Annotated in this window: 18 protein-coding genes; 8 read left to right on the top strand and 10 right to left on the bottom strand. The window is 57.1% G+C overall.

Translation table 11 applies throughout. The features are described 5' to 3' along the window. Nucleotides 1-181: 181 nt before the first annotated feature. Nucleotides 182-925: a substrate-binding periplasmic protein gene (locus MDG893_RS05160; protein ID WP_040474316.1), complete on the bottom strand. Its 744-nt coding sequence runs from the start codon at nucleotides 923-925 to the stop codon at nucleotides 182-184. 133 nt (nucleotides 926-1058) lie between these two features. Continuing rightward, on the bottom strand, nucleotides 1059-1982 hold the full coding sequence (locus tag MDG893_RS05155) for a helix-turn-helix domain-containing protein (protein WP_007152672.1): 924 nt from the start codon (nucleotides 1980-1982) through the stop codon (nucleotides 1059-1061). 121 nt (nucleotides 1983-2103) lie between these two features. Here MDG893_RS05155 and MDG893_RS05150 point away from each other — a divergent pair, with 121 nt between their 5' ends. Next, a complete protein-coding gene (locus MDG893_RS05150) occupies nucleotides 2104-2967 on the top strand; it encodes a DMT family transporter (RefSeq protein WP_007152671.1) in 864 nt (287 codons plus the stop codon). Between the two features lie 24 nt (nucleotides 2968-2991). Here the strand turns inward: MDG893_RS05150 and MDG893_RS05145 are convergent, their stop codons facing one another. From MDG893_RS05145 to pdxR, 3 genes are read right to left on the bottom strand one after another with little or no spacing between them, the layout of a single operon-like run. After that, complete coding sequence (locus tag MDG893_RS05145; protein ID WP_007152670.1) at nucleotides 2992-5415, bottom strand: putative bifunctional diguanylate cyclase/phosphodiesterase; 2424 nt, start codon at nucleotides 5413-5415, stop codon at nucleotides 2992-2994. A 6-nt stretch (nucleotides 5416-5421) separates the two neighbouring features. Further along, complete coding sequence (locus MDG893_RS20635) at nucleotides 5422-5565, bottom strand: DUF3096 domain-containing protein (RefSeq protein WP_007152669.1); 144 nt, start codon at nucleotides 5563-5565, stop codon at nucleotides 5422-5424. Between the two features lie 49 nt (nucleotides 5566-5614). Continuing rightward, a complete protein-coding gene (pdxR, locus tag MDG893_RS05140) occupies nucleotides 5615-7033 on the bottom strand; it encodes a MocR-like pyridoxine biosynthesis transcription factor PdxR (protein ID WP_007152668.1) in 1419 nt (472 codons plus the stop codon). Between the two features lie 93 nt (nucleotides 7034-7126). Between pdxR and MDG893_RS05135 the strand changes: the two genes are divergently transcribed. From MDG893_RS05135 to MDG893_RS05125, 3 genes are all read left to right on the top strand, one after another. After that, the gene (locus MDG893_RS05135) at nucleotides 7127-7747 is read left to right on the top strand and encodes a pyridoxamine 5'-phosphate oxidase family protein (RefSeq protein ID WP_007152667.1); all 621 of its coding nucleotides are present in this window, start codon (nucleotides 7127-7129) and stop codon (nucleotides 7745-7747) included. A gap of 118 nt (nucleotides 7748-7865) precedes the next feature. After that, a complete protein-coding gene (locus MDG893_RS05130; RefSeq protein WP_007152666.1) occupies nucleotides 7866-8192 on the top strand; it encodes a hypothetical protein in 327 nt (108 codons plus the stop codon). 40 nt (nucleotides 8193-8232) lie between these two features. Continuing rightward, on the top strand, nucleotides 8233-10785 hold the full coding sequence (locus MDG893_RS05125; RefSeq protein ID WP_007152665.1) for a DUF2339 domain-containing protein: 2553 nt from the start codon (nucleotides 8233-8235) through the stop codon (nucleotides 10783-10785). Between the two features lie 41 nt (nucleotides 10786-10826). Here MDG893_RS05125 and MDG893_RS05120 read toward each other — a convergent pair whose 3' ends face one another. The 4 genes from MDG893_RS05120 to MDG893_RS05105 all read right to left on the bottom strand — a co-directional run bounded on the left by MDG893_RS05120 (nucleotide 10827) and on the right by MDG893_RS05105 (nucleotide 14810). Continuing rightward, the gene (locus MDG893_RS05120) at nucleotides 10827-11246 is read right to left on the bottom strand and encodes a DUF7282 domain-containing protein (protein WP_007152664.1); all 420 of its coding nucleotides are present in this window, start codon (nucleotides 11244-11246) and stop codon (nucleotides 10827-10829) included. Nucleotides 11247-11354: 108 nt separating this feature from the next. Beyond that, nucleotides 11355-12110, bottom strand: a complete 756-nt coding sequence (locus MDG893_RS05115; RefSeq protein ID WP_007152663.1) for an anti-sigma factor — start codon at nucleotides 12108-12110, stop codon at nucleotides 11355-11357. After that, nucleotides 12107-12718: a sigma-70 family RNA polymerase sigma factor gene (locus MDG893_RS05110; RefSeq protein WP_007152662.1), complete on the bottom strand. Its 612-nt coding sequence runs from the start codon at nucleotides 12716-12718 to the stop codon at nucleotides 12107-12109. Before MDG893_RS05110 ends, MDG893_RS05115 begins: the two co-directional genes overlap by 4 nt. Before the next feature lie 97 nt (nucleotides 12719-12815). After that, nucleotides 12816-14810 carry a TonB-dependent siderophore receptor gene (locus MDG893_RS05105; RefSeq protein WP_208855171.1) on the bottom strand — a complete coding sequence of 665 codons (1995 nt, stop codon included), beginning with the start codon at nucleotides 14808-14810 and terminating at the stop codon, nucleotides 12816-12818. A gap of 353 nt (nucleotides 14811-15163) precedes the next feature. Between MDG893_RS05105 and MDG893_RS05100 the strand changes: the two genes are divergently transcribed. Continuing rightward, nucleotides 15164-16195, top strand: coding sequence for a threonine aldolase family protein (locus tag MDG893_RS05100; RefSeq protein ID WP_007152660.1), 1032 nt, complete (start codon nucleotides 15164-15166; stop codon nucleotides 16193-16195). Nucleotides 16196-16282: 87 nt separating this feature from the next. Further along, nucleotides 16283-16849, top strand: coding sequence for an elongation factor P-like protein EfpL (efpL, locus tag MDG893_RS05095; protein ID WP_007152659.1), 567 nt, complete (start codon nucleotides 16283-16285; stop codon nucleotides 16847-16849). Nucleotides 16850-16892: 43 nt separating this feature from the next. On the opposite strand, the gene MDG893_RS05090 is transcribed toward efpL, so the two are convergent. Continuing rightward, nucleotides 16893-17345: an Lrp/AsnC ligand binding domain-containing protein gene (locus MDG893_RS05090; protein WP_007152658.1), complete on the bottom strand. Its 453-nt coding sequence runs from the start codon at nucleotides 17343-17345 to the stop codon at nucleotides 16893-16895. A 158-nt stretch (nucleotides 17346-17503) separates the two neighbouring features. On the opposite strand from MDG893_RS05090, the gene MDG893_RS05085 reads away from it, so the two are divergent. Together MDG893_RS05085 and putA are read left to right on the top strand one after the other, a co-directional pair. After that, nucleotides 17504-21004: an NAD-glutamate dehydrogenase gene (locus MDG893_RS05085; protein WP_007152657.1), complete on the top strand. Its 3501-nt coding sequence runs from the start codon at nucleotides 17504-17506 to the stop codon at nucleotides 21002-21004. A 169-nt stretch (nucleotides 21005-21173) separates the two neighbouring features. Further along, complete coding sequence (gene putA / locus MDG893_RS05080; RefSeq protein ID WP_007152656.1) at nucleotides 21174-24803, top strand: bifunctional proline dehydrogenase/L-glutamate gamma-semialdehyde dehydrogenase PutA; 3630 nt, start codon at nucleotides 21174-21176, stop codon at nucleotides 24801-24803. Nucleotides 24804-24831 lie beyond the last annotated feature (28 nt).

Below are 24831 nucleotides of genomic sequence, written 5' to 3'. Positions count from 1 at the left end.
AATGGATGTTAAACAGGCACCCGGGCATCACTACTTCCATCGATGCCTACCGCAAGACTAGTCGTGGATTTTTTGTCCATCCAGGCAGAAAACATTACAAAACGTTAGGTTTTGGGAGGCGCCGACGTGAGCGTTGATCACGTCGGCGTTGGGAGGCAGGAAGGGCGCTCTTGCGGTGCGCTCAGAATCCGTAGGAGCGGGAAATGGTCTTCTTTTCGCCGGACTCAACCAGTGCCTGGTAACTTTTGTTCAGAGCCTGCAGGATCTCGGGAGTGGTGTCCTTGTGGACGGCGAGATACATTGGCGTTTCACGGAACACCAGAACGCGCTCGAGCCCGGTTACATCGGACGCATCAGCAGCCAGGTACGGGCCAGCCAGACCGTCAGCTACCCAGAGATCAATCTGATCCTGGACCAGGCGGCGCGCATTCAGGCCGTTATTGCTGATTGCGGAAACGTCAAAGCCCTTGTCGATCAAAAAGTTGGTCATGACGTCGCCCTTGTACCCACCGATCTGATAGCTGTGGGCATCGTTCAGGGTGTTCAGTTCAATGGACGAACCGGGTTTGGCGAACAGTGTCCATTCGATGGAGGACAGTGGCCCCACCCAGTCGAAAAAAGGCGCTCGATCCTCTGTTTTGGATACGCAGTAGATGGCGTGGTCAGGATGCCGTTCGGCCCGGTTGAGGCCATAGCTGAGGTCCCTGAGCTTGATGCTGTAATCCAGCTCGGCTTTGCCTAGAAGGGCTTTTACCACATCGGTGCAGAGGCCTGTGATGTCTGCTTCGGAATGGGCAAATGGCTGACCATTGGTGGTCATGTTGTAAGGAGGATATTGTTCTGTGTAGATCCGCAGCTCTTCAGCGGCAGTCGCACAACCTGCCGTCAACAGCAGGGCCATTGTCAGCCCGAATTTTCCTTTCATGAACCCACTCCAAAGTTGGTTACGGTAGTTACGGAGCGCGGCATGATATTGAAGAGGAATCCAGCAGGGCATGCTGGATTCCTCTTCTTTACATTTTGGCAATGTAGTGAAAGTGACACGTTATGCAGACGTTCTACCTGGCGTTTGCCCGGGCACGGTAGACTGAGGGTGTCTCACCGAACCTGGCCTTGAAGGCCCGGCTGAACTGGCTCGAGTCGTTGAAACCGCAGAGGAGGGCAATGGCGGTGATTTTGCTTCCTCGTTGGCGGAGCAGGTCCCGGGCACGGGTCAGGCGTTGCTCCTGAACATATTGATAGGGTGCGCAGCCAAAGGTCGCCCGGAACAGACGGGTGAAATGGTAAGGGCTCAGATTAACCCAGCTTGCCATCTCTGCGAGGGTCAACGTCTGGTCCAACTGCGTGTGGATACGTTCCTGTAACAATCGGCGGTAACGCGTGCTGAGTTGTCCGGTGACGGAAGGTGTTGCCTGCTGAACGTTGGAATGGCGACTAACCACCTGTAGCAATAGCCACTGGGCGAGGTGATCCATCGCCATGGACTGACCGGGTGACTGCCAGTCACTCAGTGCCAGTAACTGGCCTGCCTGCGCCAGAACCGGGTCCCGGGTGTGGTATCGCTCGCTGAGTTCGACCCGGTCGGGCTCGCAGTCCCAGGTCTGTTCTGCGCAGCGGGCGATGTCCCGGTCATTGAAGTAGAGGTGGAAGAATTCGAACTGGCCATCGATCTGCCAGGTGGACTGACTGCCAGCGGGAAACAGGCAAACAGCCCCCGGAAAGCCCTGGCTCACGGCCCGTCCGTTCACCACCCGCCTGGCTTTATCGCCCTCGTTGATATAGATGCTCAGGGCATGATGGCGCGGACGCTCGTAGCGCACCTCGCCCTTGCGGTTCTGCCACTGCGCAAGGGCGCGGCCCTGGTCCAGCTCCATCAACTTTTGAGGCGCCACGCCGGCGGCTCGCAGCGCGTCCACAATGTCGCGGCGCTCCCTGTCGGGGTTTTTCGTTGAATCGGGTATCCGGGCTGAGTTTGTTTGCATATCGGGCCTCCGCAAGAATCATCCATGGTTGCGCAGGATCTGACAAGTTTTCTCCTTCGCACTGCCATAAGCTTGGCCACATGATCCATCAACGCGTCACTTTTTAAAGGGAATTACTGCTATGCCGATTTCCGTGCATTACGGTCTGACGGTGCTGATCTGGGGCCTGACCTGGACGGCCATTCGCCTGCAGGTTGAGTCTGCACCTGTGGATATTTCGGTGTTCTATCGCTTTTTGATGGCCTCTGTTGTGGCCCTTGTGGTGCTTGCATTGCTTGGGCGCCTGCAGAAGTTGACGCTGAAGCAGCATGGCTGGCTTTTTTTGCAGGGGCTGACGCTGTACAGCGTGAACTTCCTGCTCATATACCGTGCTGCCGAGTCCATGACCAGTGGTTTGCTGGCGGTGGTGTTTTCACTGGCGGCGCTGTTCAATGCCTTGAATGGCTGGCTATGGTTGCGGTTGAAGCCCACCGCCCGTCTGTATCCTGCGGTGGCGTTGGGGATTACTGGTGTGGCCCTGCTGTTCTGGCATGATCTGCAGCTTGGCAACGCCACCGGTGCCAGCATCCTGTTTGCGGCTGCCGGCACGTTCTGGTTTTCCATGGGGAACCTGGTGAGTATCAAGGTTCGGCTGGCGCAAATCCCCTTGTTGGTGGCGAATGCCTGGGCCATGGTTTACGGCGCTGTGATCCTCGGCGTCTGGTGTCTGTTGCAGGGAGTGGAGTGGGTGGTGCCAACCTCAGCGACCTTCTGGGGCGCAACGGTTTTCCTGGCGGTACCCGGCTCCATTATTGCGTTTTATTGCTACATCACTGTGATCCAGACCCTCGGTGCTGACCGGGCTGGCTATGCAACGGTGCTGTTTCCGGTGGTTGCCCTGAGTGTATCGACCTGGCTGGAAGGCTTTGAATGGACAACAACCGCCGTATTGGGTGCCCTACTGGCCATCCTGGGAAATTACGTGCTGTTTCGCCGAGTCAAATGATATCCCGTGGGGCCTCGGAAACCGCTACGTTGTATGGAGCTTCAGATGCGTCACCTTTTCCGAGAGACGGCTGGGTTCCGTGCCGAGGATGTCATCCAGTGAGGAAGGCCGATGGACCCAGAAGCCCTGGAGAAGATCCACGCCGATCTCCTTCAGTAACGACGCTGCATCCTCGGACTCGACGTACTCGGCCACCGTGATCATGTCCATGGTTCGGCCAATGTCATGAATGGCCCTCACCATTGCAAGGTCTGTTTTGCTGGTGACGATATCGCGAACAAACATCCCGTCGATCTTCAGGCAGGTAACTGGCAACCGGCGAAGGTAACCAAACGACGACAACCCTGAACCGAAGTCGTCCAGGGCAAAGCTGCACCCCATGTCGCTCAGGCGTTTCATGAAGGCCTGAACTTCCAGCAGGTTATGGACGGCGGCAGTTTCGGTGATTTCGAAGCAGATCTTGTTCGCTGGAACCCCGTAATGGTGGAACCTGCCAACCACAAAATCCGCGAAGTCTGTTTGATCGAACGAGCGACCAGACAGGTTGATGTGGCAGGCTTCCAAGGCACCAAGGTGTTCTGGGGCGGCGGACAGTTTTTCGAGTATATTCTCGATAACCCAGCGGTCGATTCTCGATGCCATGCCATAGCGCTCCGCAGGGGGCAGGAAAGCACTGGGAGGCACCACCGAACCATCCTGTGAGCGCATGCGAATCAGCACTTCGTATCGCAACCCCTTGCCCCGGCCCGTGGGCGGAGCAATTATCTGGCATTCAAGGAAAAAGCGGTTGTCCTGAAGCGCGGTCTGAATGCGGTTGTGCCATTCCATCTCGCCCTGCTGGGAGGCCATCTGCTTGTCGTCCATCGACATCACGCACACGCGGTTGCGGCCGCCGTCTTTGGCGGTGTAACAGGCAATGTCGGCGGCTTTCATCAGGGCGCTGATGCCCGCGCTTTCTGCGGTTATAGGCACCACGCCAATACTGCAACTGATGGTGTGGCTGGTTTGCTGCCACGAGAACACCAGATGGTCAAGTGAGGCCCGCACCTTTTCAGCCACATGGTGGGCGGTGTCGAGGTCGCAGTTCTGAAGAATGATGCCGAACTCGTCGCCGCCCAGCCTCGCCAGGATATCTGCCTCGCGCAGATTTCTTGAGATAATGTCGGATACCTGGCGCAGGAGCTGATCGCCTGCGTCGTGGCCCGACGTGTCGTTCGCCAGCTTGAACTGGTCCAGGTCGATGTAGCACAGGGCGTGTTGCTTGCCTCCGTTGCGGACATGCCCGAGATGGCTGGCGAGCTGTTGCTCAAAGGCTCGTCGGTTTATCAGGCCGGTCAGGCTGTCATGGGTCGCCATGTAGCTCAATTCCGTCGACAGGCGGTGAGACTCGGAAATGTCTTCCATAACCGTTGTGAAGTACGCTGAACTGCTAGGTGCGTCCCATACACGGGATACGGTGAGCCTGGCCCACAGAAAGTCATTGTCTTTTCGAACAATGCGATGCTCGGTCGTATAGCTGTCGATGGTACCGAAACTGATGCCCCGTCGTTCTTCCCGGGCAACGTCCCAGTCTTCCGGATGGACCAGCTCCCGATAGGGGCGGTGCACCAGGTCATCGGGCCGGTAGCCAAGGATGTCGCAGGTTGCCTGATTGGCGTTAACGATTCGGCCATCGGTATCGATCTGGATGATGCCGATGGCGGATTGCTCGAAGATCGAGCGGAAGTTCTGCTCAGTTCGATTGAGCAGTCTCACCAGCCGGAATCCCAGGAACCAGGACAGCAGCGCCACAAGAGTCAGGAACAATGCACTGACAACAGACAGGAAGCTGGCGGACCAGCGCGAGGCGTCTCCCATGGCCAGGCGAAATTCCCGGGCATTTGCCTGCAGTTGTTGGTCGACAATTGCGAGCCTGTCGCGCAGGGCCTGCAACTGCTCGCGATCCGGAGGTGTTACCAGCCACACCCGTTCCATTGCGTTGCCGATCTGGTCCAGCTCAAACAGCAGGTCATCGGCTTCCTCCCAGGCGGTTAATGCCCGGTCCAATTGATCAAGCCATGAAAAAAGACGGACCAGCAAAATCATGCGAGTCAGGTCTTCTTCGTGGTTGCCCCCTTGAAGGAAGCCATGCCTGGCACGTTGCCAATCGAGCACATCGGAGGTAATGGCGATGCGCGCATGAAGATCGCCGATGGGCACCCCCAGCGCCTGCCTGGCCTGTGCCAGATCTGAAAAATCACCGGTTTCGGAAAAACGGTTGAGGTGATGGACCGTATCGATCTGCGCTCGGGACCAGACGCTTTCGCCCCACGTATAGGCGGTGATCGCCGATTGCACTTGCACCACGGCGACCATGAAACACACGGTCAGGATGATCGTGAGGCACAGCCCCGCCACCAGCGCAATCAGTTGTCTTTGAAGGTTGGGTTGCTTTCCCTTGCGTCGCATGGCGGCTTATAACGTATGCCCCAACAAGCCCAGAACCCCGAGGATGATCAGGTAGCCCGCCACGATGTAGTTCAGCAGCTTTGGAAACACGAGTATGCCAATGCCCGCGCCCAGGCTGATCAGTGGCGCCAGTTCAAGGTGAAGTGTCATAAGAATAATATCCCTTTTTAATACGTTGCAGTGTTTTCTAACTTTCATCCTAGTCTGTAAGTCTGCCCAGTGCATCCACGCACGCCTCGATCTGTGACTCGCTGGCACTCGCGAACCCCATCACCAGCCCGGTCTGTGCGGTTTTTCCGATGTAGTGTTCGCTGAGAGGCGTGCTGCCGAAGCCCAGGTTTCTCAACTGCTGGCTCAAGGCAATGTCATCCACGTTTCCTTTCAGAACCAAATGCATACCGGCACTCTCCGCTATGGGAGCAAGGCTGCCGCCAAGTTTTTCGGTAACCCGCGCCTGAAAATGATGCCATTTATCACGATAGAGTTGGCGCATGCGGCGCAGATGCCGTGTGAACTGGCCGCTGTCGATGAATTCGGCGATGGTTGCCTGTGTCAGTAACGGTGTCTCTCCGCCGCTGACACGCTTGGCCCAGAGGAAATGGTCGACAAGTGGCTCCGGTACGATCAGGTAGCCGACGCGCAGGGCTGGCAGCAATGTCTTACTGAAGCTGCCCACATAGAGAACGGGGGCGGTATCGAACATGCCCTGAATGGCTGCAAACGGTTTGTTATAGAAATGGAATTCGCTGTCGTAATCGTCTTCCACGATCCACGTCTGGTTTTGGCGTGCCCACTGTAGCAATGCCATGCGCTGTGAAACATCGAGAATGCCCCCCATGGGGTATTGATGGGTTGGTGTGCAGAACAGCAGTTTGGCGGCGCCAAGGCTGTTCAGGATGCCAACATCCAGAACCTGTTGTTTGAGTGGCACGGGCAGCAGCGGGTTGCCGTGACGGCCAAGGGCGTATCGGGCGCCCCGGTAGCCCGGATTCTCAACGAAGACCCGGTCACCGGGTTTTAACAACACGTCTGCAATCAACGACAGCGCCTGTTGCGCTCCATTGGTTACAATCACTTGCTGTTCAAGGCAACGCACCCCGCGGGAGGCTCGCAGATAATCAGCAATGGCTCTGCGCAATGGCTGGTAACCCTGGGTTGTGTCATAGCCGCGAAGGCTTCTGCGGCTCTCCTGATGGTGCAGTATTCGGTTCCAACTGCGAATGGGGAAGGCGTTGATGTCAGGTAGCCCGGGCTGGAAGGGCAGGTTGGCGTCTTCCCCGAGCCTCAAACGACTGGCGGGAGTCGGCGGCAATGGCGGCAAGGTCATGGCCTGTGTGGTTTGGATGGCTCCGCCGGTGGGGTGGTTGATCGCCAGGTTGAGGTCTTGGTGCACGAATACGCCTCGACCAGCCCGGCTTTGCAGAAAACCTTCAGCTTTCAACTGGTCGTAAACGGCGTTGACGGTGTTGCGGCTGATACCCAGGTCTGCCGCCATCTGACGGCTGGAGGGCAGTTGGCTTCCCGGCAGATAACGTCGATGGATAATGCGTTGGGACAGGTGCTGATAAAGCTGCGTTTGCAGCGATGTGGTGTGCTCGAACCGTATATCGTCAATCACCTTAACTGGTCCTATTGAAATTTATAATCTGGATCTTTTCATGGTATCAGGTGTTTCTTCTAATAGAGGCGTACTTTGCAAAAGGAGCATCAGATGTCTCGGAAGGAAATCACGGATATCCCTTTATCACTACCGTTATCACCGCCGTCATCACCGCTGTCTTGCTGTCCTCGCAGCCGGGTGAAGCGCGCGGCCAGGAGAGCCAGCTACGACCGGGCGCCGGCTTACGCCCTGATCGATCGGTTAAAAACAGCGCATGTGGGCTTTGTTGAAGATGGCGAGCCACGCATTATCCCGATTACAGCCTGGCGTCTTGCTGACGACCTTTACCTGCATACACTCAGCGGTGGCAGGTTGGCGCAGACTCTGGCATCGGGACAACTGTTGTGCATTTCATTCGCCGTGACCAACCAATGGGTGATGACAAAATCGGCTTTCCATCACAGTGCCAACTATGAATCCCTGGTACTGTTCGGCAGGGCAGAGCCAGTGACGGAGGAGAGCGAATTCGACGCCGCGTTCCAGGCCATCATCGACCAGATTGAACCGGGCCGTTGGGAGCAGGTGCGTGCTCCTAATACGAAGGAGCGGAAGGCGACGGCATTGTTTAGGGTTCCAATCGAGGAAGGCGCGTTCAAGAGCCGGACTGGTGGCCCTGGAGAGGAGCCGGAGGATATGGCGCTGCCAGTGTGGCACGGTGTGCTGCCAGCCTAAGTGGGTCTGAGCGTTGATGCCCCAATCGTTCCTTGGCAGGTTATGATCGGGGGGCATTCAAGGTAAACTGTGTTCACAATCGTTTCACTTACTTGCCAGATAATGCAGGCAGCAACGCATGTCCGAAGTTGATCCCCTGAAAGCCTTGTCCGATATCGCCAGTGATGCCCATACTCGCATCCAGGCTGCCCATGAACACATCAATCCGGTGTTGGAAGTACGCCGGGGCATGCGTGATTCGGGTATTCCTGCGGATGTCATGACCATTGACTGTCTGCGCACCCGTCGCCGCATTACTTTGATCCTGCACGACAACCAACCAGGCGTGCTGTTGTACCAGTTCGTGACCATCGACGATGAGGTGGGTGATGAGTTTCAGGGCATGGCGTTGTCGGAGGTCAGTGCCCAAACGCTGGTGGACTGGATGCAGAATTATTTTGGATAGGCGGGCCCTTAAGTCGGGCACCTGACACACGAGGGGCTGCATGGAAGCATTATTGATTATTCTGGCAATTGGTATTGCCATACTCCTGCCGGTGGGTTCCGTGCTGGGTATTCTTGCGTTTTCCCGACGTCGTGAGCAGTCGGAACGCCTTGAGTCCCTGAACCGGGAAGTGTCCCGTTTGCGCGAAGAAGTGACCTATCTAAAGCAACATTTGGGCGGAAACGGCCAAGACCAACCAGCCCCGGAGCTGGAGCTTGAACTCGACGAAACCGTTGTAGAGGACACGTCAGCCCCTTCTGATTTAACCCCCTTGCCCGACTCAAGCTCCCCGAGTGCAGATGCAACGTCACGCGATAAATCCCGCTTTGTCCAGGCCCTGAAGGAAAACTGGATGGTCTGGCTTGGCGGCCTGAGCGTTGGGTTGGCCGGTATCTTTATGGTCAGTCACTCCATCAACGCGGGAATGATAGGTCCGTCGCAGCAATTGATGTTGGCGCTACTCAGCGGCCTTGCATTGCATGGGGGAGCGGAATATCTGCGTCGCCGCAACCGGGGTGCGAACGAAGTATTCGCGGCGCTGGCGGGTGGAGGCAGTATCACTCTCTATGCGGCGCTGCTGGCGGGCGTTCACCATTACGGTCTGGTCGGCCCAACCGTGGGCCTGTTCGGGCTGGCCATTGTGTCTCTGGGCACCATGGTACTGGCTCTGGTTCATGGTCCGTTGCTCGCCGTCATGGGGTTGAGTGGCGCCTATCTGGTGCCGTTATTGATCGGTGGCGATGATGGCAGCGTGGCTTTTGTGTTGTCATACAGTTTCGTGATCACCGTCAGTTCGTTGATGTTGATGCGTTATGTCTATCGGGACTGGCTCTGGTATGCCACGTTATCCGGCGCGTTGCTGTGGTGGTTGGCCACATCCAGCGGAGCCGCCATTGGCGCATCAACAGCCTGGTACATCGCCGCTCTGTTTGTGGTGTTTGCCTTGGTTCCGGTTCGCTCAAATCAGGCGTTGCCGTATTTGCGGGAAGTCTTGGTATCGCTGCTGGTTCTCTGGGCGCTATCGATGGTCGGGCAGGGCGACAGCCCGTTTTTCTGGAGCTGGCTTCTCATACTGCCGGCCGCAGCGCTGGTGCCGCAGAGTCGTGGAGCGCTCTGGTTCCTGCCCTGGGGCGCGGTGGTGGCCAGTGCGTTGGGGTGGCTCGGATACGTCGGGCGCAATGGCACTGAGGTCACCTATGTTACTCAGATAGCGCTGGAGCATCAGGGTGGTTTGCTGTCCTACCTGATAGGGGGCGCCATGCTGTCCATCGGGCTCGGATTGTGGCACTGGGTTCGCCAGAATGATCGTCGCCGGTGGGCCTCCTTCACCCTGTTGTCGCCACTGGTTTGGGCGGTCTTGGGTTGGCTGTTGATACACGGCCATCAAACATCACCCGTCTGGTCAGTTGCGATGTTGCTGGTTGGCGGCGCTTACGGCGTGCTCGCGTGGAAGCTGGAAAGCGTGCAGCGCTATCGGATGGGTGTTGTCTGGGCGGTGCTGGCGGCACACGTCAGCTATTCCCTGGCGGCGGTGATGATTGCCCGCGAGGCGTCACTCACCCTGGCCCTGTCTGCTCAGTTTGTCAGTCTAACCTGGCTGGCACGACGTTATCAGATGCCCGAGCTTCACGTGTTGTTGAAGGTGGCCCTGGCCCTGGTGGTGACGCGGCTGACGTTCAATCCGTGGTTGCAGGATTACGCTACCGATCTCCATTGGTCACTCTGGAGCTATGGTGGGGCTACGCTGTTTGCCGGCATTGCCACCTGGCTGGCGGGGAAGGATCGTGCCATTCGCGCCTGGCTGGAGGGGGCGACCCTGCATCTACTGGTGCTGTTCCTGGGTGCGGAGATGCGCTACTGGCTTTACGATGGCGATATTTTTTCCCAGCAGTACAGCTTTACTGAGGCAGCAATCAACACACTACTCTGGGGTGCACTGGGCGTGACCTATACGGTGCGTGCCGGGGCGAGCGAGTCACTGGCCTGGCTGTACCGGTTGTTCTCGCGGATACTGCTCGCGCTGTCGATGTTGAGTTACCTTGCTCTGGTGACGCTCCACAATCCCTGGTGGGGCGGCGGGAATATAGGTGACACACCGATCATCAACATGCTGCTGCCCGCCTACGGTGGTCCCATTCTGCTGGCGCTTGCAGTCAGTCGGTTTCCATCGCTTGCGCCCCGGTTCTGGTCGTTGTGCGTAGCGTCTGCCGGTTTTCTGCTGTTTACCGCGTTGGAGATCCGGCAACTCTGGCAGGGAAGTGATATGGGGTTGTCGTTTGGTATGTCAGAGGGTGAGCTTTACAGCTATTCGGTTGTCAGCCTTTTGTACGCCATCGGCGCTATTGCCTATTCTGCCAAGCGTGACAATGCGGTGCTCTACAAGGCAGGCATGGCTCTGTTGGGCCTGGTGATTGCCAAGATCTTTCTCGTCGATATGGCTGGGTTGCAGGGGCTTTGGCGAGTGGCGGCCTTTATGGGGCTTGGGCTGGCGTTATTGGGATTGGCGTGGATGTATCGGAAAGCGCAGGGCATTGTGGCCCCACCGTCTGATTAGGTGGGGCCGTGAGCGGCCCCACCCTGTTGATGGCCGGTCAATTACTTCGCTGTGATGGTTTTCATCACAAGCTTGCCGTCTTTCTTGATAGGACCGTCTTCCTTGGCGCCCAGGGTGTATTCAAAGATGCCGGTTTTCATGCCGCCGTCTTCGCTATGAAGCATCAGCATCAGCATGTCACCGGATTTGACGTCTTCGGTCAGGATGGCGGCCACATCTGAGTTTTTACCCTTGCGAAGGGGGGCGTGTGCCACAACCGGGCCGGGCTTGCCACTCTCGTCCGTGCGATGCACCACGAGCCAGCCGTTTTCCTCGGCAACCACTTTCTTGGCAGTGACGGTACCGTCCGCAACTGACTGATTGTCTCCCCAAACCCCGACTTTCATATTGTCCATTGCCAATGCGGAACCAGAAGCCAGAGTTGCGGCCAGAAATGCGCTTGTCATCAAATGCTTCTTCATTGTGTTCTCCTTGCTTTCGGGTTAATCCCATCTTGATATCGTGTTCGATGGGTGTAATCACAGTTACGGGGGGTGGTTCCCAAAAGTTTCAGCAAGGACGAAAAAGAATCAGTGAGAGGGTTGGGAGCCCTCATCCGCAATGGGGTAAAGGTAGCCGTGTATGGCTGGCCCTGTGGGTTGGCCCGTGGGTGAACCACCTTCGGGCTCTACGCTGATGCCAAAGGTTGCTTCCTTCAATAGTTCAGGATCGTAGTCACGAAGGGCTGCACGCTCCAGCTTCAGGTTGTCGTTGAGTACGCCAAGGGAGCGAGGATTCGGCCCGAGTGAATCGGCCTTTATCCACATCTGGTAGGATTTTCCCTGCATGGGTTCGGCCGTGACCGGGCGAATCTGCATTTGACGGTTGGTGAGATCGACCGAGAGCATGAAGGCCGGCTGTTGGTCGTTCTGCTGGAATACAGCCACAAACGACTGCGGGCCCTGTTCGGGTGCAGGCTGGAATGCCAGGACTGCAACCAACACCATGGCGGCTGCAGACGCCAGGGCGGTGCTCCACTGCCACCGACGCAGGCGCTTATGCAGGGCGATCACGTTGGACTTGTCGTCGCTGTCAGTATTGGCTCCTGCACGGGGTGTATCGAGGGCGTCAATGTGTTGTTCAATTCGTTGATACAGCTCTGGGGCTGGGGTGACCGGCATCACTTCATCAGTCAGTGTGGTCAGGCGCTGCTCCCAGGCAGTGATCATCTCATCGAGATCTGACTCGCTTTTCCGACGCGCAGCCACAGTGGCCCGCTCCCGGGCATCCAGTGTGCCCAGGACGAACTCAGCTGCGAGCATGTCCAGATCGTCGCGGTCGGTCATGATGTGAGACACCCTTTCAGTTGTTTCAGTGCCCGGTGCAGCCAGGTTTTGACGGTATTCACCGGCTGATCAAAATGCGTGGCCAGGTCGGCTCTGGACCAGCCGTTCAGATAGGCCAGCCGCACCATGTCGCGGCGGTCTTTTTCCAGTTCCTCCAGGCAAAGGTTCAGTTGGTTCACAGTCTGCTGGTCTTCCACTTGTGATTGGGCATTGGGTTCTTTGCTGGCAAGCTGCTCCAGCTCATCTTCCGGTGCTTTTCGATTTGCCGGCTGCTTTCTCAGCTCGTCGATAGCACCGTTGCGGGCGATGGTGATCATCCAGGTCATCGCAGAGGCCTTGGATGCGTCGAATTGATCCGCTTTGCGCCAGATCTTGATATACGTATCGTGAACGACTTCCTCGGCCCAGCCCCGGTTATTCAAGATACGGATGATGGTGCCAAGAAGTTTCGGTGCCGTTGCTTCGTACAAAGCCGCAAACGCTGAGCGGTCTTTTGCGGCAACGCCTTTAATCAGCTGGCTGAGTTGATCGGGGGGCACTGGTATGGATGGCGACTCCGCGCCTGATGGGGCGCGGCCAGTGGTGGGTGAACTGAACGGTTCAGACATGCAGGAGTCGCCAAAGGATGGATGAAAAGATATCTCTTTGTACGCAGATTGCCGTGTTCGGGTTTATGACGTCAAGCACGTTTGCGTGCCGGGCTCCTCACCAACGGTAGCGAACGCTGGCAACCACGCTACGGGCTTCGCCGTAATAGCACCAGTAATCGCAGCTCGCGACGTATTCCCTGTCCGCAACGTTGGTGACGTTAACCTGGGCCTGCCAGTTCCGGGTTACCTCGTATTGGGCCATCAGGTCCAGAACCGTGTAGGAGGGAACGTCGGTCTCACCGTCTCGGGTTGAGCCCACGTAGCGGGCGCCACCGCCGATCTTAAGGCCTGGCACATGGTCAACGAAGCTGTAGTCCAGCCAGGCTGACGCCATGTGTCTGGGTATCAGCGGGGCCGCGCGTTCGCTGTTGTCGGTTTCGGTTTCCTTGATCGTGGCGTCGCTGTACGTGTACGCAGCGGTCAGTTCGAGCTGGTCGGTCAGGTAGCTCACGCTCTCCAGTTCGAAGCCAGCGGTCGTGCGCTCCCGGTCCTGGATCTGGAAACCGCTTTGGCTGGTGCCGAGTGAATTTTCCTCTTCGATCCGGAACACCGCTGCGGTGACATAGCCGTCCAGATTGTCCGGTGCGATCTTCACGCCAGCTTCCAGTTGCTTGCCCTTTCTGGGGTCATAGAGATCGCCGGTGCCGTCGGTGCCAGCGATAGGCTGGAAGGACTCGGAATAAGACAGATAGGGGGAAAACCCATTCTCGGCCAGGTACATAACTCCGCCGGACAGGGAGAGTTCCTCGGCATCGGCTTCCTGCCGGGTACCTGAAGTCCTATTGATGCTATCCACATCGGCGTGGTCAAAACGGGCACCGGCCAGAAACACCCAGCGGTTATCCAGGCGTACCTGATGTTGCAGGTAGGCGCCGATCTGTTGTTTGTCGTTTTCAAGAACAATCAGGTCGGCTGGGGTGATGGGCGTGAAGTTTCCATACTGAGGATCAAACAGGTCGACAGGATCGCCGAAATTCGAGAAGCCAAACGCGCCGTTTTGTTTGCCTCGATTGTTCAGGTCCTGATAGTCCAGTCCCGCCAGGAATGTGTGTTCCGTGCGTTCGATAAACCAGTTGCCAACCACGCGGTTATCAACGGTCCAACTGCTGATGTCCCCATCGCGGTAGATAATCTGACGCTGCCCCTCGCGAGGCCCGGTCTGGAAGGACATATAGGTGCTGCGCAGCAATAGATCCACATGGCTGTACCGGAAGTCCTGCTCAAAACGCCAGGTTTCGTTGAGGCGGTGGCTCAGGGAGTAACCAATCGACGACTGGGTGCGTTCGTTGGTGTCGTAGCTGGGCTCGCCATAGTCGACCGAGGGATCGACCCTGCCGAAGGGAGTATCTTCAACTGTGCCGTAGGCCAGTTTGAAGCCGTTGTAGGGGAAGGCATCGTCTTTCTGCACGCTGGCCAGGATCGTCAGTTCTGTATTGTCGGAAACATCCCAGGTCAGGCTGGGGGCAAAATAGTAACGTTCGTTTTCGGTAAAGTCCTGATCGCCTTCACTGTAACGGCCCAGGCCAACCAGTCGATAACGGACGTCATTTCGCCCAGCGACGGGCCCGGAGGTATCGACCCCAAGCTGGCGGTGCTCATCGGTGCCTACCTGCAGGTTCACCTGGCCCTGGGCTGTATCTGTGGGGCGTTTACTAATGGCGTTGATCACACCGCCCGGAGGTGCCTCACCGTAGAGAATAGAGGCTGGCCCTTTGAGCAGTTCAACGCGTTCCAGGCCGAAGGGCTCCGGCAGCCACTGGTAAAACCCTTCGCGATAGATTCGCAGACCGTCCTGGTAGGTAGACTGGTCAAAACCACGCACCTTTAGCCAGTCTGTGTCATTGTCGGCTCCATATTGCCCGGATAACACGCCGGCGCGATAGCGAAAGGTTTCATCCAGGGCATGAACGTTGCGCTCTTCCAGCTCTTCCTGTTCCACCACCGAGCCTGGGCGGGGTGTCTCCACCAAGGGAGCCTCCACCTTCAATGCCGTGGCGGAAACGACCAATTCCCCGAGACTTGTCGGTTCAGTAGTGCTGCTTTGTGCCATGACGGCAGCCGGAGAGCATAGAGCCACTATCGTAAGTGAACGTTTTATCGCCAGCTTGAGCTGGTGCGGCGGGCAAGAATAAACCATCGAAAACCTCCGGAAAGCGCAACGGGAAGGGATGAACGAGTGTTCATGTAGATGGCGGCAATCATATCAGCCGCATTAAATAATGCAAATCAATCTCATTACAGTTAGTGATTGCCGTTGGCGTGACGGACTGATCGTAGCTCTGTGTCTGGTGTCATGACGTGTCGAGCTGAGGAAAGCGCTTTTTGGAGTGGCAAATTCGGATATTTGCAAATAGAGTTAAGGTCTTATCCGCATTTTCGATACAGCTTTCCAGGAGTATTCCCGTGTCCGAGTCAGAACAGTTCGCCAGTGATAATTACAGCGGCATTTGTCCACAAGCCTGGAAAGCAATGGCTGAGGCAAATGGCTCCGATGAGCCAGCCTACGGCGAAGACCGCTGGACACAACGAGCTGCAGATGGGCTCCGTGCTCTGTTCGATACCGACTGCGATGTCTTTTTCGTGTTCAATGGCACTGCTGCAAACTCACTGGCGCTGGCCTCCATGGGCCAGTCGTTTCACAGTGTGATCTGCCACGAACTGGCGCACATCGAGACCGACGAGTGTGGTGGGCCGGAGTACGCTTCCAACGGTGCAAAACTGCTTCTTGGGCAGGGACCGAACGGCAAGTTGACGCCTGAGAGCATTGAGCATCTGGTTACCAAGCGCACCGATATCCACTATCCCAAACCCAAGGCCCTGAGCCTGACCCAGGCGACCGAGGTGGGTACCGTCTATTCCCCGGATGAGCTACGTGCCATCCGGAAAACGGCTGATCGTTTCAAGCTGAACATTCATATGGACGGAGCTCGCTTCGCCAATGCCGTAGCGGCGCTGGATGTGCATCCTTCCGAGATTACGTGGAAGGCTGGCGTGGATGTGTTGTGTTTCTCCGGCACCAAAAACGGTCTGGCGTTGGGGGAGGCTGTGGTGTTTTTCAATCGCGCGCTGGCGGAAGATTTTGAGTGGCGGTGCAAGCAGGCAGGGCAGTTGGCATCGAAGATGCGCTATATCTCCGCACCCTGGTGCGGGCTGCTCAAGGAAAACGTGTGGCTGGAGAATGCGCGGCATGCCAATGCCTGTGCCGAGCAACTGGCACAAGGACTGGAAGGGTTGCCGGGAATCCAACTTCGGTATCCGCGTCAGGTCAACGGGGTTTTTGTTGAGATGCCTGACCCAGTGCAGGCGGCGCTGCGCGACAAGGGGTGGAAGTTCTACAACTTTATCGGCGGCAGTGCTCGTCTGATGTGCTCCTGGTCGACCACTCCGGAACAGGTGGATCGGTTTCTGGCCGACGTGCGGAAGCTGGTGTCCTGATTTTGGCGCGATCCTCTCGCCAGCGTCGTCGCTTCATGATATATCAGCACCGTGTTTGTCCCACTTCAAATTCCGGAATCCGTAGCAATGCCAAAAGCAGGTGAAATCAAGAAGAATTCGGCAGTCGAGTACGAAGGTGGTGTTTACTTTGTAAAGGATATCGAACGTTCGGTCCCGCAGGGGCGGGCTGGCGGCAGCCTTTATCGAATGCGTCTTTACGACGTTGTAACCGGCCACAAGATCGACCAGACCTTCAAAGACTCCGATATGTTGAACCTCGCGGATCTGATCCGTCGGCCAGCAATGTTCTCCTATTCCGATGGAGAGGAGTACGTCTTCATGGATAGCGAGGACTATACGCAGTACAGTCTGAATGGCGAGTCCATTGCCGATGAGCTGCTGTTCATCAACGAAGAAACCCAGGGCTTGATGGTGGTTCTGGTGAGCGATGCACCGGTGGCGCTGGATTTGCCTCCAACGGTGGACCTGCTGATCGAAGAAACCGACCCGTCGGTAAAGGGTGGCTCTGCCACTGCCCGCACCAAACCGGCCAGGCTCACCACCGGCCTGGTGGTGCAGGTGCCCGAGCATATTTCCACCGGCGACCGCATTAAGGTCAATGTCGATGAGCGGCGGTTTCTGGGGCGGGTTTGATCCTCGGCTTATCCGATAGCGGGGCTTTCGGTGCCGTTGTGGCTCATAGCCCCGCGTCTTTCACATTCTCCATGACCACAAACGTGCTGGTCTGCAATACATGGGGCAGTGCCGATATCTGTTCTCCCAGCACTTGCCGGTATTCCGCCATGTTCCGCGTGCGCACTTTCAGCAGGTAATCGAAGTTACCGGCAATCATGTGGCATTGCTCTACCGCTGAAATCTGTTTCACCGAATGGTTAAAGGCGGCAAGGGCATTGCTGCTGGTGTCGTTCAGGGTGACCTGAGCGAAGGCAATATGACTCTGCCCGAGTTTGGTTTGATTAATCAGGGCGGTGTAGCCTGTGATATAGCCCTGTTCTTCGAGGCGTCTCATGCGGACCTGGCAAGGGGTTTTTGACAAGCCAACCCGTGACGCCAGTTCGGTGACGGTCACCCGTGCGTGTTTTTGCAGTTCGCGGATGATGGAGTGATCGATCCTGTCCAATTCGACCATAATTCATTTCCCGGTACAGATATACGGCTATATAAAGCCAAGAATATAATCAAATTGACTGCATATTAAAACTATATGGGCAAAGAGTCTTCCATGAGTTGTCTATACTGGGGATGTTCCGTCATACATGCCCCAGTTGATATCCCCGGAGATCTCCGATGACCCATTCCGATTCCCCTCAAAAGCAAACCCTCCTGGAACAGCTCTCCGAGGCGTTGGAGGGTGAGGATTACGACCCCGACGATTCCGGCCATCTGCGAGACATAGTGGCGACGATGCTGGAGGAGTCCCAGTCGTGGGATGACGCGCTGCACCGCCGTCTTACCGAGGTATTGGGCAGGGCGGAAGGAAAGCGCTGGGCCGGGATGTTCAGCGGCGGGTTTCCTTCCAGTTACCGATCAAGATTCTCCGTCGCGGAGGCTGTGGGCGATATCCAGCAAATCCAGTCCATTGCCCTGAGTTCTGATGTGCCCATGAGGTTCTACACCTCATCGGACCAGGGGGATCAGGAGCTGAATTTCAAGCTCTACAGTCAGGGTAAACCGGTGATCCTGTCAGACGTGATCCCGATCCTTGAGAACCTTGGTATGCGGGTGTTAGGGGAGCATCCGTATCGTATTCGGCGGCGTGATGGCGAGCCGTTCGGGGTCAGTGATTTTACCGTGGAATGCCATTCCCGCTGTCGTGGCGCCGATGTCGAAGCGGCCAAACCGAGACTCCAGGAAGGATTCCGCGAAATCTGGAATGGTTTCGCGGAAAACGACGACTTCAATCAGTTGATGATGGCGGCGGGCCTGAACTGGCGTGAAGTCAGCCTGCTTCGTGCCTACTCCCGCTACATCAAACAGCTGCGCTTCGGATTCAGCCAGCCCTTTATTGCTGACACTCTGGCCCGGCACCTGGAGATCACGGCGTTGCTGGTCGCCTTCTTCAGCGCTCGTTTCGATCCTGCCCTGGGAAATCGGGTGTCAGAATCCGAGCAGATCGAAAACCGGATTCTTGAGGCTCTAGAAGCCGTAACAAGCCTTGATGACGACCGTATCCTCCGGCGGTTCTATGTACTGATCAAGGCCACCCTCAGAACCAACTATTTCCAACGCCAGGACACCGGCGAGTTCAAGGGCTATATCTCGCTCAAACTCGATCCTTCCAGCATTCCGGACATTCCCAGGCCATGCCCGCGTTTCGAGGTGTTCGTGTGTTCGCCCCGGGTGGAAGGCGTTCATCTCAGGGGCGGCGCCGTGGCCCGTGGCGGTTTGCGCTGGTCCGATCGTAGCGAAGACTACCGCACCGAGATACTCGGGCTGGTGAAGGCCCAGCAAGTCAAGAATTCGGTCATTGTACCCGTGGGTGCAAAAGGGGGCTTTATCGTCAAACAGCCTCCGGAAGGTGCCTCACGCCAGGCGCTGAGAGAAGAGGGTATTGCCTGCTACCAGACATTCATCCGTGGTTTGCTGGACCTGACTGACAATCTGAATGAAGGCAGCGTCGTGCCCCCGGTTGACGTGGTCCGTCATGATGGCGATGACACCTACCTGGTAGTGGCCGCCGACAAAGGCACTGCGACCTTCTCTGACATTGCGAACCGGCTTGCCGGGGAATACGGCTTCTGGCTTGGAGACGCCTTTGCCTCCGGAGGCAGTGAGGGGTATGACCATAAAAAAATGGGTATTACCGCAAAGGGCGCCTGGGAGTCGGTCAAACGCCATTTCCTTGAGAAAGGCATCGATACCCAAACGGACGAACTCACCGTTGTAGGTATAGGCGACATGGGTGGGGACGTGTTTGGCAATGGCATGCTGTTGTCGGATCGCATTCGCCTTGTGGCAGCGTTCAATCACCTGCACATCTTCGTGGATCCGGAGCCGGATGCAGCGGCGTCGTTCGCCGAACGCAGGCGCTTGTTTGAAATGCCGGGATCGAGCTGGGAGGACTACAACGCAGAACTGATCAGTGAAGGTGGTGGCGTGTTCTCACGGGCTGCCAAATGGATTCCCGTGTCGCCGCAAATGCAGGCACGCCTGGGCATCCGTGACACCCGCCTGCCGCCCAATGAGTTGATCAGCGCGATGTTGCAGGCCCCGGTGGACATGCTCTGGAACGGTGGGATTGGCACCTATGTGAAAGCGGCTGTCGAAACCCATGACGACGTCGGCGATAAGTCCAACGATGCCGTAAGGATCGACAGCCACCAGCTACGGTGCGGGGTTCTTGGTGAGGGTGGAAACCTCGGTTTCACCCAGCTTGCTCGCATCGGTTTTGCCAGAACCGGTGGTGCCGCCAATACCGATTTTATAGACAACGCCGGCGGGGTGGACTGTTCGGACCATGAGGTGAACATCAAGATCCTGCTCAACGAGCAGGTACGAAGCGGAAAAATGACGCTCAAGCAACGCAACCAGATGCTCCGGGCGATGACCCCGGAAGTGTCGGAGTTGGTGCTGCGGAACAATTACCGCCAGGCTATGGCTTTGAGTCTGGCCGCCATGGGTGCGGTGGCCACCACGGACGAGTACGAGCGCCTGATGCGGCGGTTGGAATCAGAAGGCAAGCTTGACCGGTCCCTTGAGTTCCTGCCCGATGACGAGGAGCTCCGCTTGCGGCGCGAGCGCGCTTCGGGGCTGACTCGCCCGGAGCTTTCGGTGTTGATTTCATACGCCAAGATTGAGCTGAAGCAGGCGTTGCTGGCTGCTCCCATTGTTCACGACGATCGTTTCTCCGCAGCCCTCTACTCCGCCTTTCCAGGCTCGTTGCTCAAGCGTTTTCCAGCTGCGATCGATGCCCATCCCCTGCGCGGGGAAATCGCGGCGACGCAGATTGCCAACGATATGGTGAATCGCATGGGCATCAGCTGGGCGGACAAGCTGCGTAATGCCACCGGTGCCGACTGTGGCCGGTTTGCTGCCGGCTACCTGATCTCCCTCCAGATCCATGACGTAGAGACCCAATGGAAAGCGATTGAAGCGCTTGATGGGAAAATCAATGCCAGTGTGCAGGCAGAGTTGTTCAGTGATGTAATTCGCCTGGTTACCCGCAGCACCAGCTGGTTGTTACACAACCGCCGGGCTGACCTGGACCCGGAAGCCTGTGTTGCTCACTATCAGCGACCGCTGACGGAGGTGTTGGCGTCCACAGAGAGTCTGGAGGCGGTAATTCCTGCAAGTCGGTGGCAGGAACGCTATGATAAATACTGTAAACACAGTGTTCCGGAAAAACTGGCCGCCTATGCCGCCTCTGCAGAAAGCCGCTATTGGCTGATGGATATTATCGAAATTGGCCGTCAGTTGGATCGGGATCTTGAGTCGGTAGCCTGGGTGTACTTCAGCTTGGGTGAAGGTCTCAAACTGACCTGGCTGGACCGACAGATGCGCGCCTTCAAGGCCCGGGGGCACTGGCAGGTACTGGCGACGCTTCATTACAGGGATGAGCTGGACCACCAGTTGCGGAACCTGACCGCGAGTGTACTGTCCTTCGCTTCCGATGGGGGCGTATCGATGTCCCCAGAGCAGTCGCTTGAACATTGGCGTGAAGACAAACAGGCGCTGCTGAGCCGCTGGCAAAAAATGCTGAGTGATATGCAGGCCGCGAGTGACGTGGATTGTGCAGTATTCTCGGTGGCCCACGGCGTGCTTCGGGAGCTGGCTGTAAAGGCGGCTTAATCATTGGTCAGGGTGTTTTCGTCTGAAAATTAACCATTTCACAGGAAAAATGTAAATTTTAATTAACCAAAAAAGCCTGAACGTCGCGCTTGTCTGGTTTTTACAGTCAAATAGTCTTTGTCGTTCCCGGTAGAATGCGGGAGAGACAAACAACTGAGAGGGTTCAACCATGAGACCGCAGCAATCAGAGACTCCCACACTTGTCGATAGCCGGCAGGCCATCCGCAATTATTACCTCGCGGACGAACACAAGGTGATTTGTGAGATGATTGCTGGCGCCCAGTTGACCCGGGCCGAGCGCGATGGAATCTCGGAGCGCGCCGCCGAGCTGGTGCGCAGTGTCCGCAAGAACGCCAAGTCCACCATCATGGAAAAATTCCTGGCGGAGTACGGCCTCACTACCAAGGAAGGCGTTGCCCTGATGTGTCTGGCAGAGGCGTTGCTGCGCGTGCCGGACAATATGACGATCCACGAGCTGATCGAAGACAAGATCACGTCGGGGGCCTGGGGCACTCACGTAGGCAAAGCGTCCTCAGTACTGATCAATACGGCGACCGTGGCGCTGTTGATGACCAGCAACCTGTTGAAAGATTCTGAGCGACACAGCGTGGGTGACACGTTGCGTAAGCTGCTGAAGCGTTTCGGCGAACCGGTCATTCGCACGGTTGCCGGTCAGGCCATGAAGGAAATGGGCCGTCAGTTTGTGTTGGGCCGTGATATTGACGAAGCCCAGGATGAAGCCAAAGAATACATGGAAAAGGGGTATACCTATTCCTATGACATGCTCGGTGAGGCTGCCCGCACCGACGCGGATGCCAAGCGCTATTTCGACTCCTACTCCAATGCCATTGATAGCATTGCCAAGGCCTGCAAAGGCGACGTGCGCAAGAATCCGGGCATTTCCGTCAAATTGTCCGCACTTCTGGCCCGTTACGAATATGGCAATAAAGATCGGGTGATGAACGAACTGTTGCCCCGAGCCAAGGAGTTGGTAAAAAAGGCCGCAGCGGCCAATATGGGATTCAATATTGATGCCGAGGAACAGGATCGGCTTGATCTGTCCCTTGACGTCATTGAAGCCCTGGTCGCAGACCCGGAACTGGCCGGTTGGGATGGTTTTGGTGTTGTGGTTCAGGCTTATGGCAAGCGTTCGGCCTTTGCACTGGACTGGCTGTACGGGCTGGCAGAGAAGTACGACCGTCGCTTTATGGTACGCCTGGTGAAAGGCGCCTACTGGGACGCGGAGATCAAACGCGCCCAAGTAATGGGGCTGAGCGGTTTCCCGGTGTTCACCCGCAAGGCCTGCAGTGACGTCTCGTTCCTCTCCTGCGCAACAAAGCTGCTGAACATGACCGACCGGATCTATCCGCAGTTTGCTACCCACAATGCCCACTCGGTATCGGCGGTGCTCGAACTGGCCAAATCCAAAGGCGTGGATAACTATGAGTTTCAGCGCCTGCACGGTATGGGTGAATCACTCCATAACGAAGTGCTGAAAACCAGCGGTGTGCCTTGCCGGATTTATGCCCCGGTTGGCCCCCACAAAGACCTGCTGGCATATCTGGTGCGCCGCCTGCTGGAGAATGGCGCCAACAGTTCCTTCGTGAACCAGATCGTGGACAAGAGCATTACGCCGGAAGAGATCGCCAAAGACCCGATAGACTCCGTTAAAGAGATGGGCAGCAATATCTCAAGCAAGGCGATTGTCCACCCATTCAAACTCTTCGGCGAACAGCGCAGAAATTCCAAGGGTTGGGACATCACTGATCCGGTGACGGTAGCGGAAATCAACGAAGGCCGGGATGCCTATCGCGACCATCGCTGGAAAGGCGGGCCGATCATTGCTGGCGAGGTATCTGGTGCGGAAGTGCAGATGGTCCGTAACCCGGCTGATCCGGAAGATACTGTCGGCCATATTACCCAGGCGTCCGAAGAGGACGTGAACACCGCGGTTACGGCTGCCCAGGAAGGTTTCAAGGCCTGGTCGGCCCGGTCTGCGGAAGAGCGGGCCGAGTGTCTTCGAAAAGTCGCGGACCTGTACGAGGAAAATGCTTACGAACTGTTTGCGCTGGCCACCCGGGAAGCCGGTAAGTCACTGCTGGACGGCGTCGCTGAGATTCGGGAGGCGGTGGACTTCGCCCAGTTCTATGCCAATGAAGGTATTCGCTACAAGGACAGCGGTGAGTCGCGCGGAGTCGTGGTGTGTATTTCGCCCTGGAACTTCCCGCTGGCGATCTTCACCGGTCAGATTCTTGCCAACCTGGTCGCGGGTAACGCCGTTTTGGCCAAGCCGGCCGAGCAGACCTCATTGCTGGCAGTGCGGGCCGTGGAACTGATGCACCAGGCTGGAATTCCGGAAGACGCGATTCAGTTGCTGCCAGGCACCGGTGCCACTGTGGGTGGAGCGTTGACGTCCGATCCGCGGGTCGCCGGCGTTTGCTTCACCGGCTCGACTGCAACGGCCCAGCGCATCGACAAGAAAATGAGCGAGAACATGGCACCCGATGCCACCCTGGTGGCGGAAACCGGCGGTCTGAACGCCATGATCGTGGATTCCACGGCATTGCCCGAACAGGTGGTGCGCGACGTTCTGGCGTCGTCTTTCCAGAGTGCGGGCCAACGCTGTTCGGCACTGCGCATGCTGTATGTGCAGAAAGACATTGCCGACCATCTGCTGGAAATGCTGTACGGCGCGATGGACGAGTTGGGCATTGGTGATCCCTGGTTGCTGTCCACCGATGTTGGCCCGGTCATCGATGAGACGGCAAGGAAGAAGATTGTCGACCATTGTGACAAGTATGAAGCCAAGGGCCAGCTGAAGAAGAAAATGGCGGTGCCCGAGAAGGGAAACTTTGTCTCCCCTGCCGTGATCAGTGTCAGTGGCATTGAAGAGCTGGAAGAGGAAATATTCGGCCCGGTGTTGCATGTGGCTACCTTTGCGGCGAAGGACCTGGACAAGGTGGTTGATGATGTTAACGCCAAGGGCTACGGGCTCACCTTCGGAGTTCACAGCCGCGTGGATCGTCGCGTGGATCGTATTGCCAGCCGTATCAAAGTGGGGAACACCTATGTGAACCGCAATCAGATCGGCGCCATTGTCGGCTCCCAGCCGTTCGGTGGTGAAGGGCTTTCCGGTACCGGCCCCAAGGCCGGCGGCCCGCAGTACGTGCGTCGTTTCCTGAAAAGCGAAACGGTTGAACGCCCGGCGGATGCCAGTGCCAAAATGGTGGATATCAAGAAGCTTGAAGGGCTGATTGGCAAGGTGGCGGATGTTAAAGCACCCGCGCCGGAGCCAAGAATTGAAGCCATGAAGCCTATTTTCGGTGATGTGCCTGCACCACTGGACGCCCATGCTGAAGAACTACCCGGGCCAACGGGTGAGCTGAACCGCTTGAGCAATCATGCTCGGGGTGTGGTGCTCTGCCTCGGCCCGGACAAGGAGACCGCATTGGAGCAGGCCGCAACGGCACTGTCTCAAGGCAACAAGGTGGTCGTGGTTGCGCCGGGCACCCAGGACGTGGTTGAGCGTGCCGCCAAAGCCGGTCTTCCGATCGTGGGCGTTGATGGCCTGTTGGAGCCAGGTGCTTTGGCACAGGCGCGCGGTTTCCAGGCAGCCGTAAGCTGCGCTGAGCCATCCTTGCTGAAAGAGTACCGGCAGGCTCTGGCGAAACGGGAAGGTGCGCTGCTACCGCTGATCACCGAGCACAAGCTTGACCAGCGGTTTGTGATTGAGCGCCATCTGTGTGTGGACACCACGGCCGCAGGTGGTAACGCCAGCCTGATTGCGGCATCCGAGTAATGACCTGTCACCTTGCAACGCTCAGGGA

The organism is Marinobacter algicola DG893 (assembly GCF_000170835.1).
In the GTDB taxonomy this organism is placed as follows: domain Bacteria; phylum Pseudomonadota; class Gammaproteobacteria; order Pseudomonadales; family Oleiphilaceae; genus Marinobacter; species Marinobacter algicola.
Note: the sequence above shows the minus strand (reverse complement) of the source record. Positions and strands in the feature narration are given on the sequence as shown.

Coding starts and splice junctions, on each gene's coding strand:
- efpL (WP_007152659.1), top strand. CDS start 16,283: ATGCCAAAAGCAGGTGAAATCAAGAAGAATTCGGCAGTCGAGTACGAA.
- MDG893_RS05120 (WP_007152664.1), bottom strand. CDS start 11,246: ATGAAGAAGCATTTGATGACAAGCGCATTTCTGGCCGCAACTCTGGCT.
- MDG893_RS05135 (WP_007152667.1), top strand. CDS start 7,127: ATGTCTCGGAAGGAAATCACGGATATCCCTTTATCACTACCGTTATCA.
- MDG893_RS05110 (WP_007152662.1), bottom strand. CDS start 12,718: ATGTCTGAACCGTTCAGTTCACCCACCACTGGCCGCGCCCCATCAGGC.
- MDG893_RS05155 (WP_007152672.1), bottom strand. CDS start 1,982: ATGCAAACAAACTCAGCCCGGATACCCGATTCAACGAAAAACCCCGAC.
- MDG893_RS05105 (WP_208855171.1), bottom strand. CDS start 14,810: ATGGCACAAAGCAGCACTACTGAACCGACAAGTCTCGGGGAATTGGTC.
- MDG893_RS05115 (WP_007152663.1), bottom strand. CDS start 12,110: ATGACCGACCGCGACGATCTGGACATGCTCGCAGCTGAGTTCGTCCTG.
- MDG893_RS05090 (WP_007152658.1), bottom strand. CDS start 17,345: ATGGTCGAATTGGACAGGATCGATCACTCCATCATCCGCGAACTGCAA.
- MDG893_RS05150 (WP_007152671.1), top strand. CDS start 2,104: ATGCCGATTTCCGTGCATTACGGTCTGACGGTGCTGATCTGGGGCCTG.
- MDG893_RS05085 (WP_007152657.1), top strand. CDS start 17,504: ATGACCCATTCCGATTCCCCTCAAAAGCAAACCCTCCTGGAACAGCTC.
- MDG893_RS05130 (WP_007152666.1), top strand. CDS start 7,866: ATGTCCGAAGTTGATCCCCTGAAAGCCTTGTCCGATATCGCCAGTGAT.
- MDG893_RS20635 (WP_007152669.1), bottom strand. CDS start 5,565: ATGACACTTCACCTTGAACTGGCGCCACTGATCAGCCTGGGCGCGGGC.
- MDG893_RS05160 (WP_040474316.1), bottom strand. CDS start 925: ATGAAAGGAAAATTCGGGCTGACAATGGCCCTGCTGTTGACGGCAGGT.
- putA (WP_007152656.1), top strand. CDS start 21,174: ATGAGACCGCAGCAATCAGAGACTCCCACACTTGTCGATAGCCGGCAG.
- MDG893_RS05145 (WP_007152670.1), bottom strand. CDS start 5,415: ATGCGACGCAAGGGAAAGCAACCCAACCTTCAAAGACAACTGATTGCG.
- MDG893_RS05125 (WP_007152665.1), top strand. CDS start 8,233: ATGGAAGCATTATTGATTATTCTGGCAATTGGTATTGCCATACTCCTG.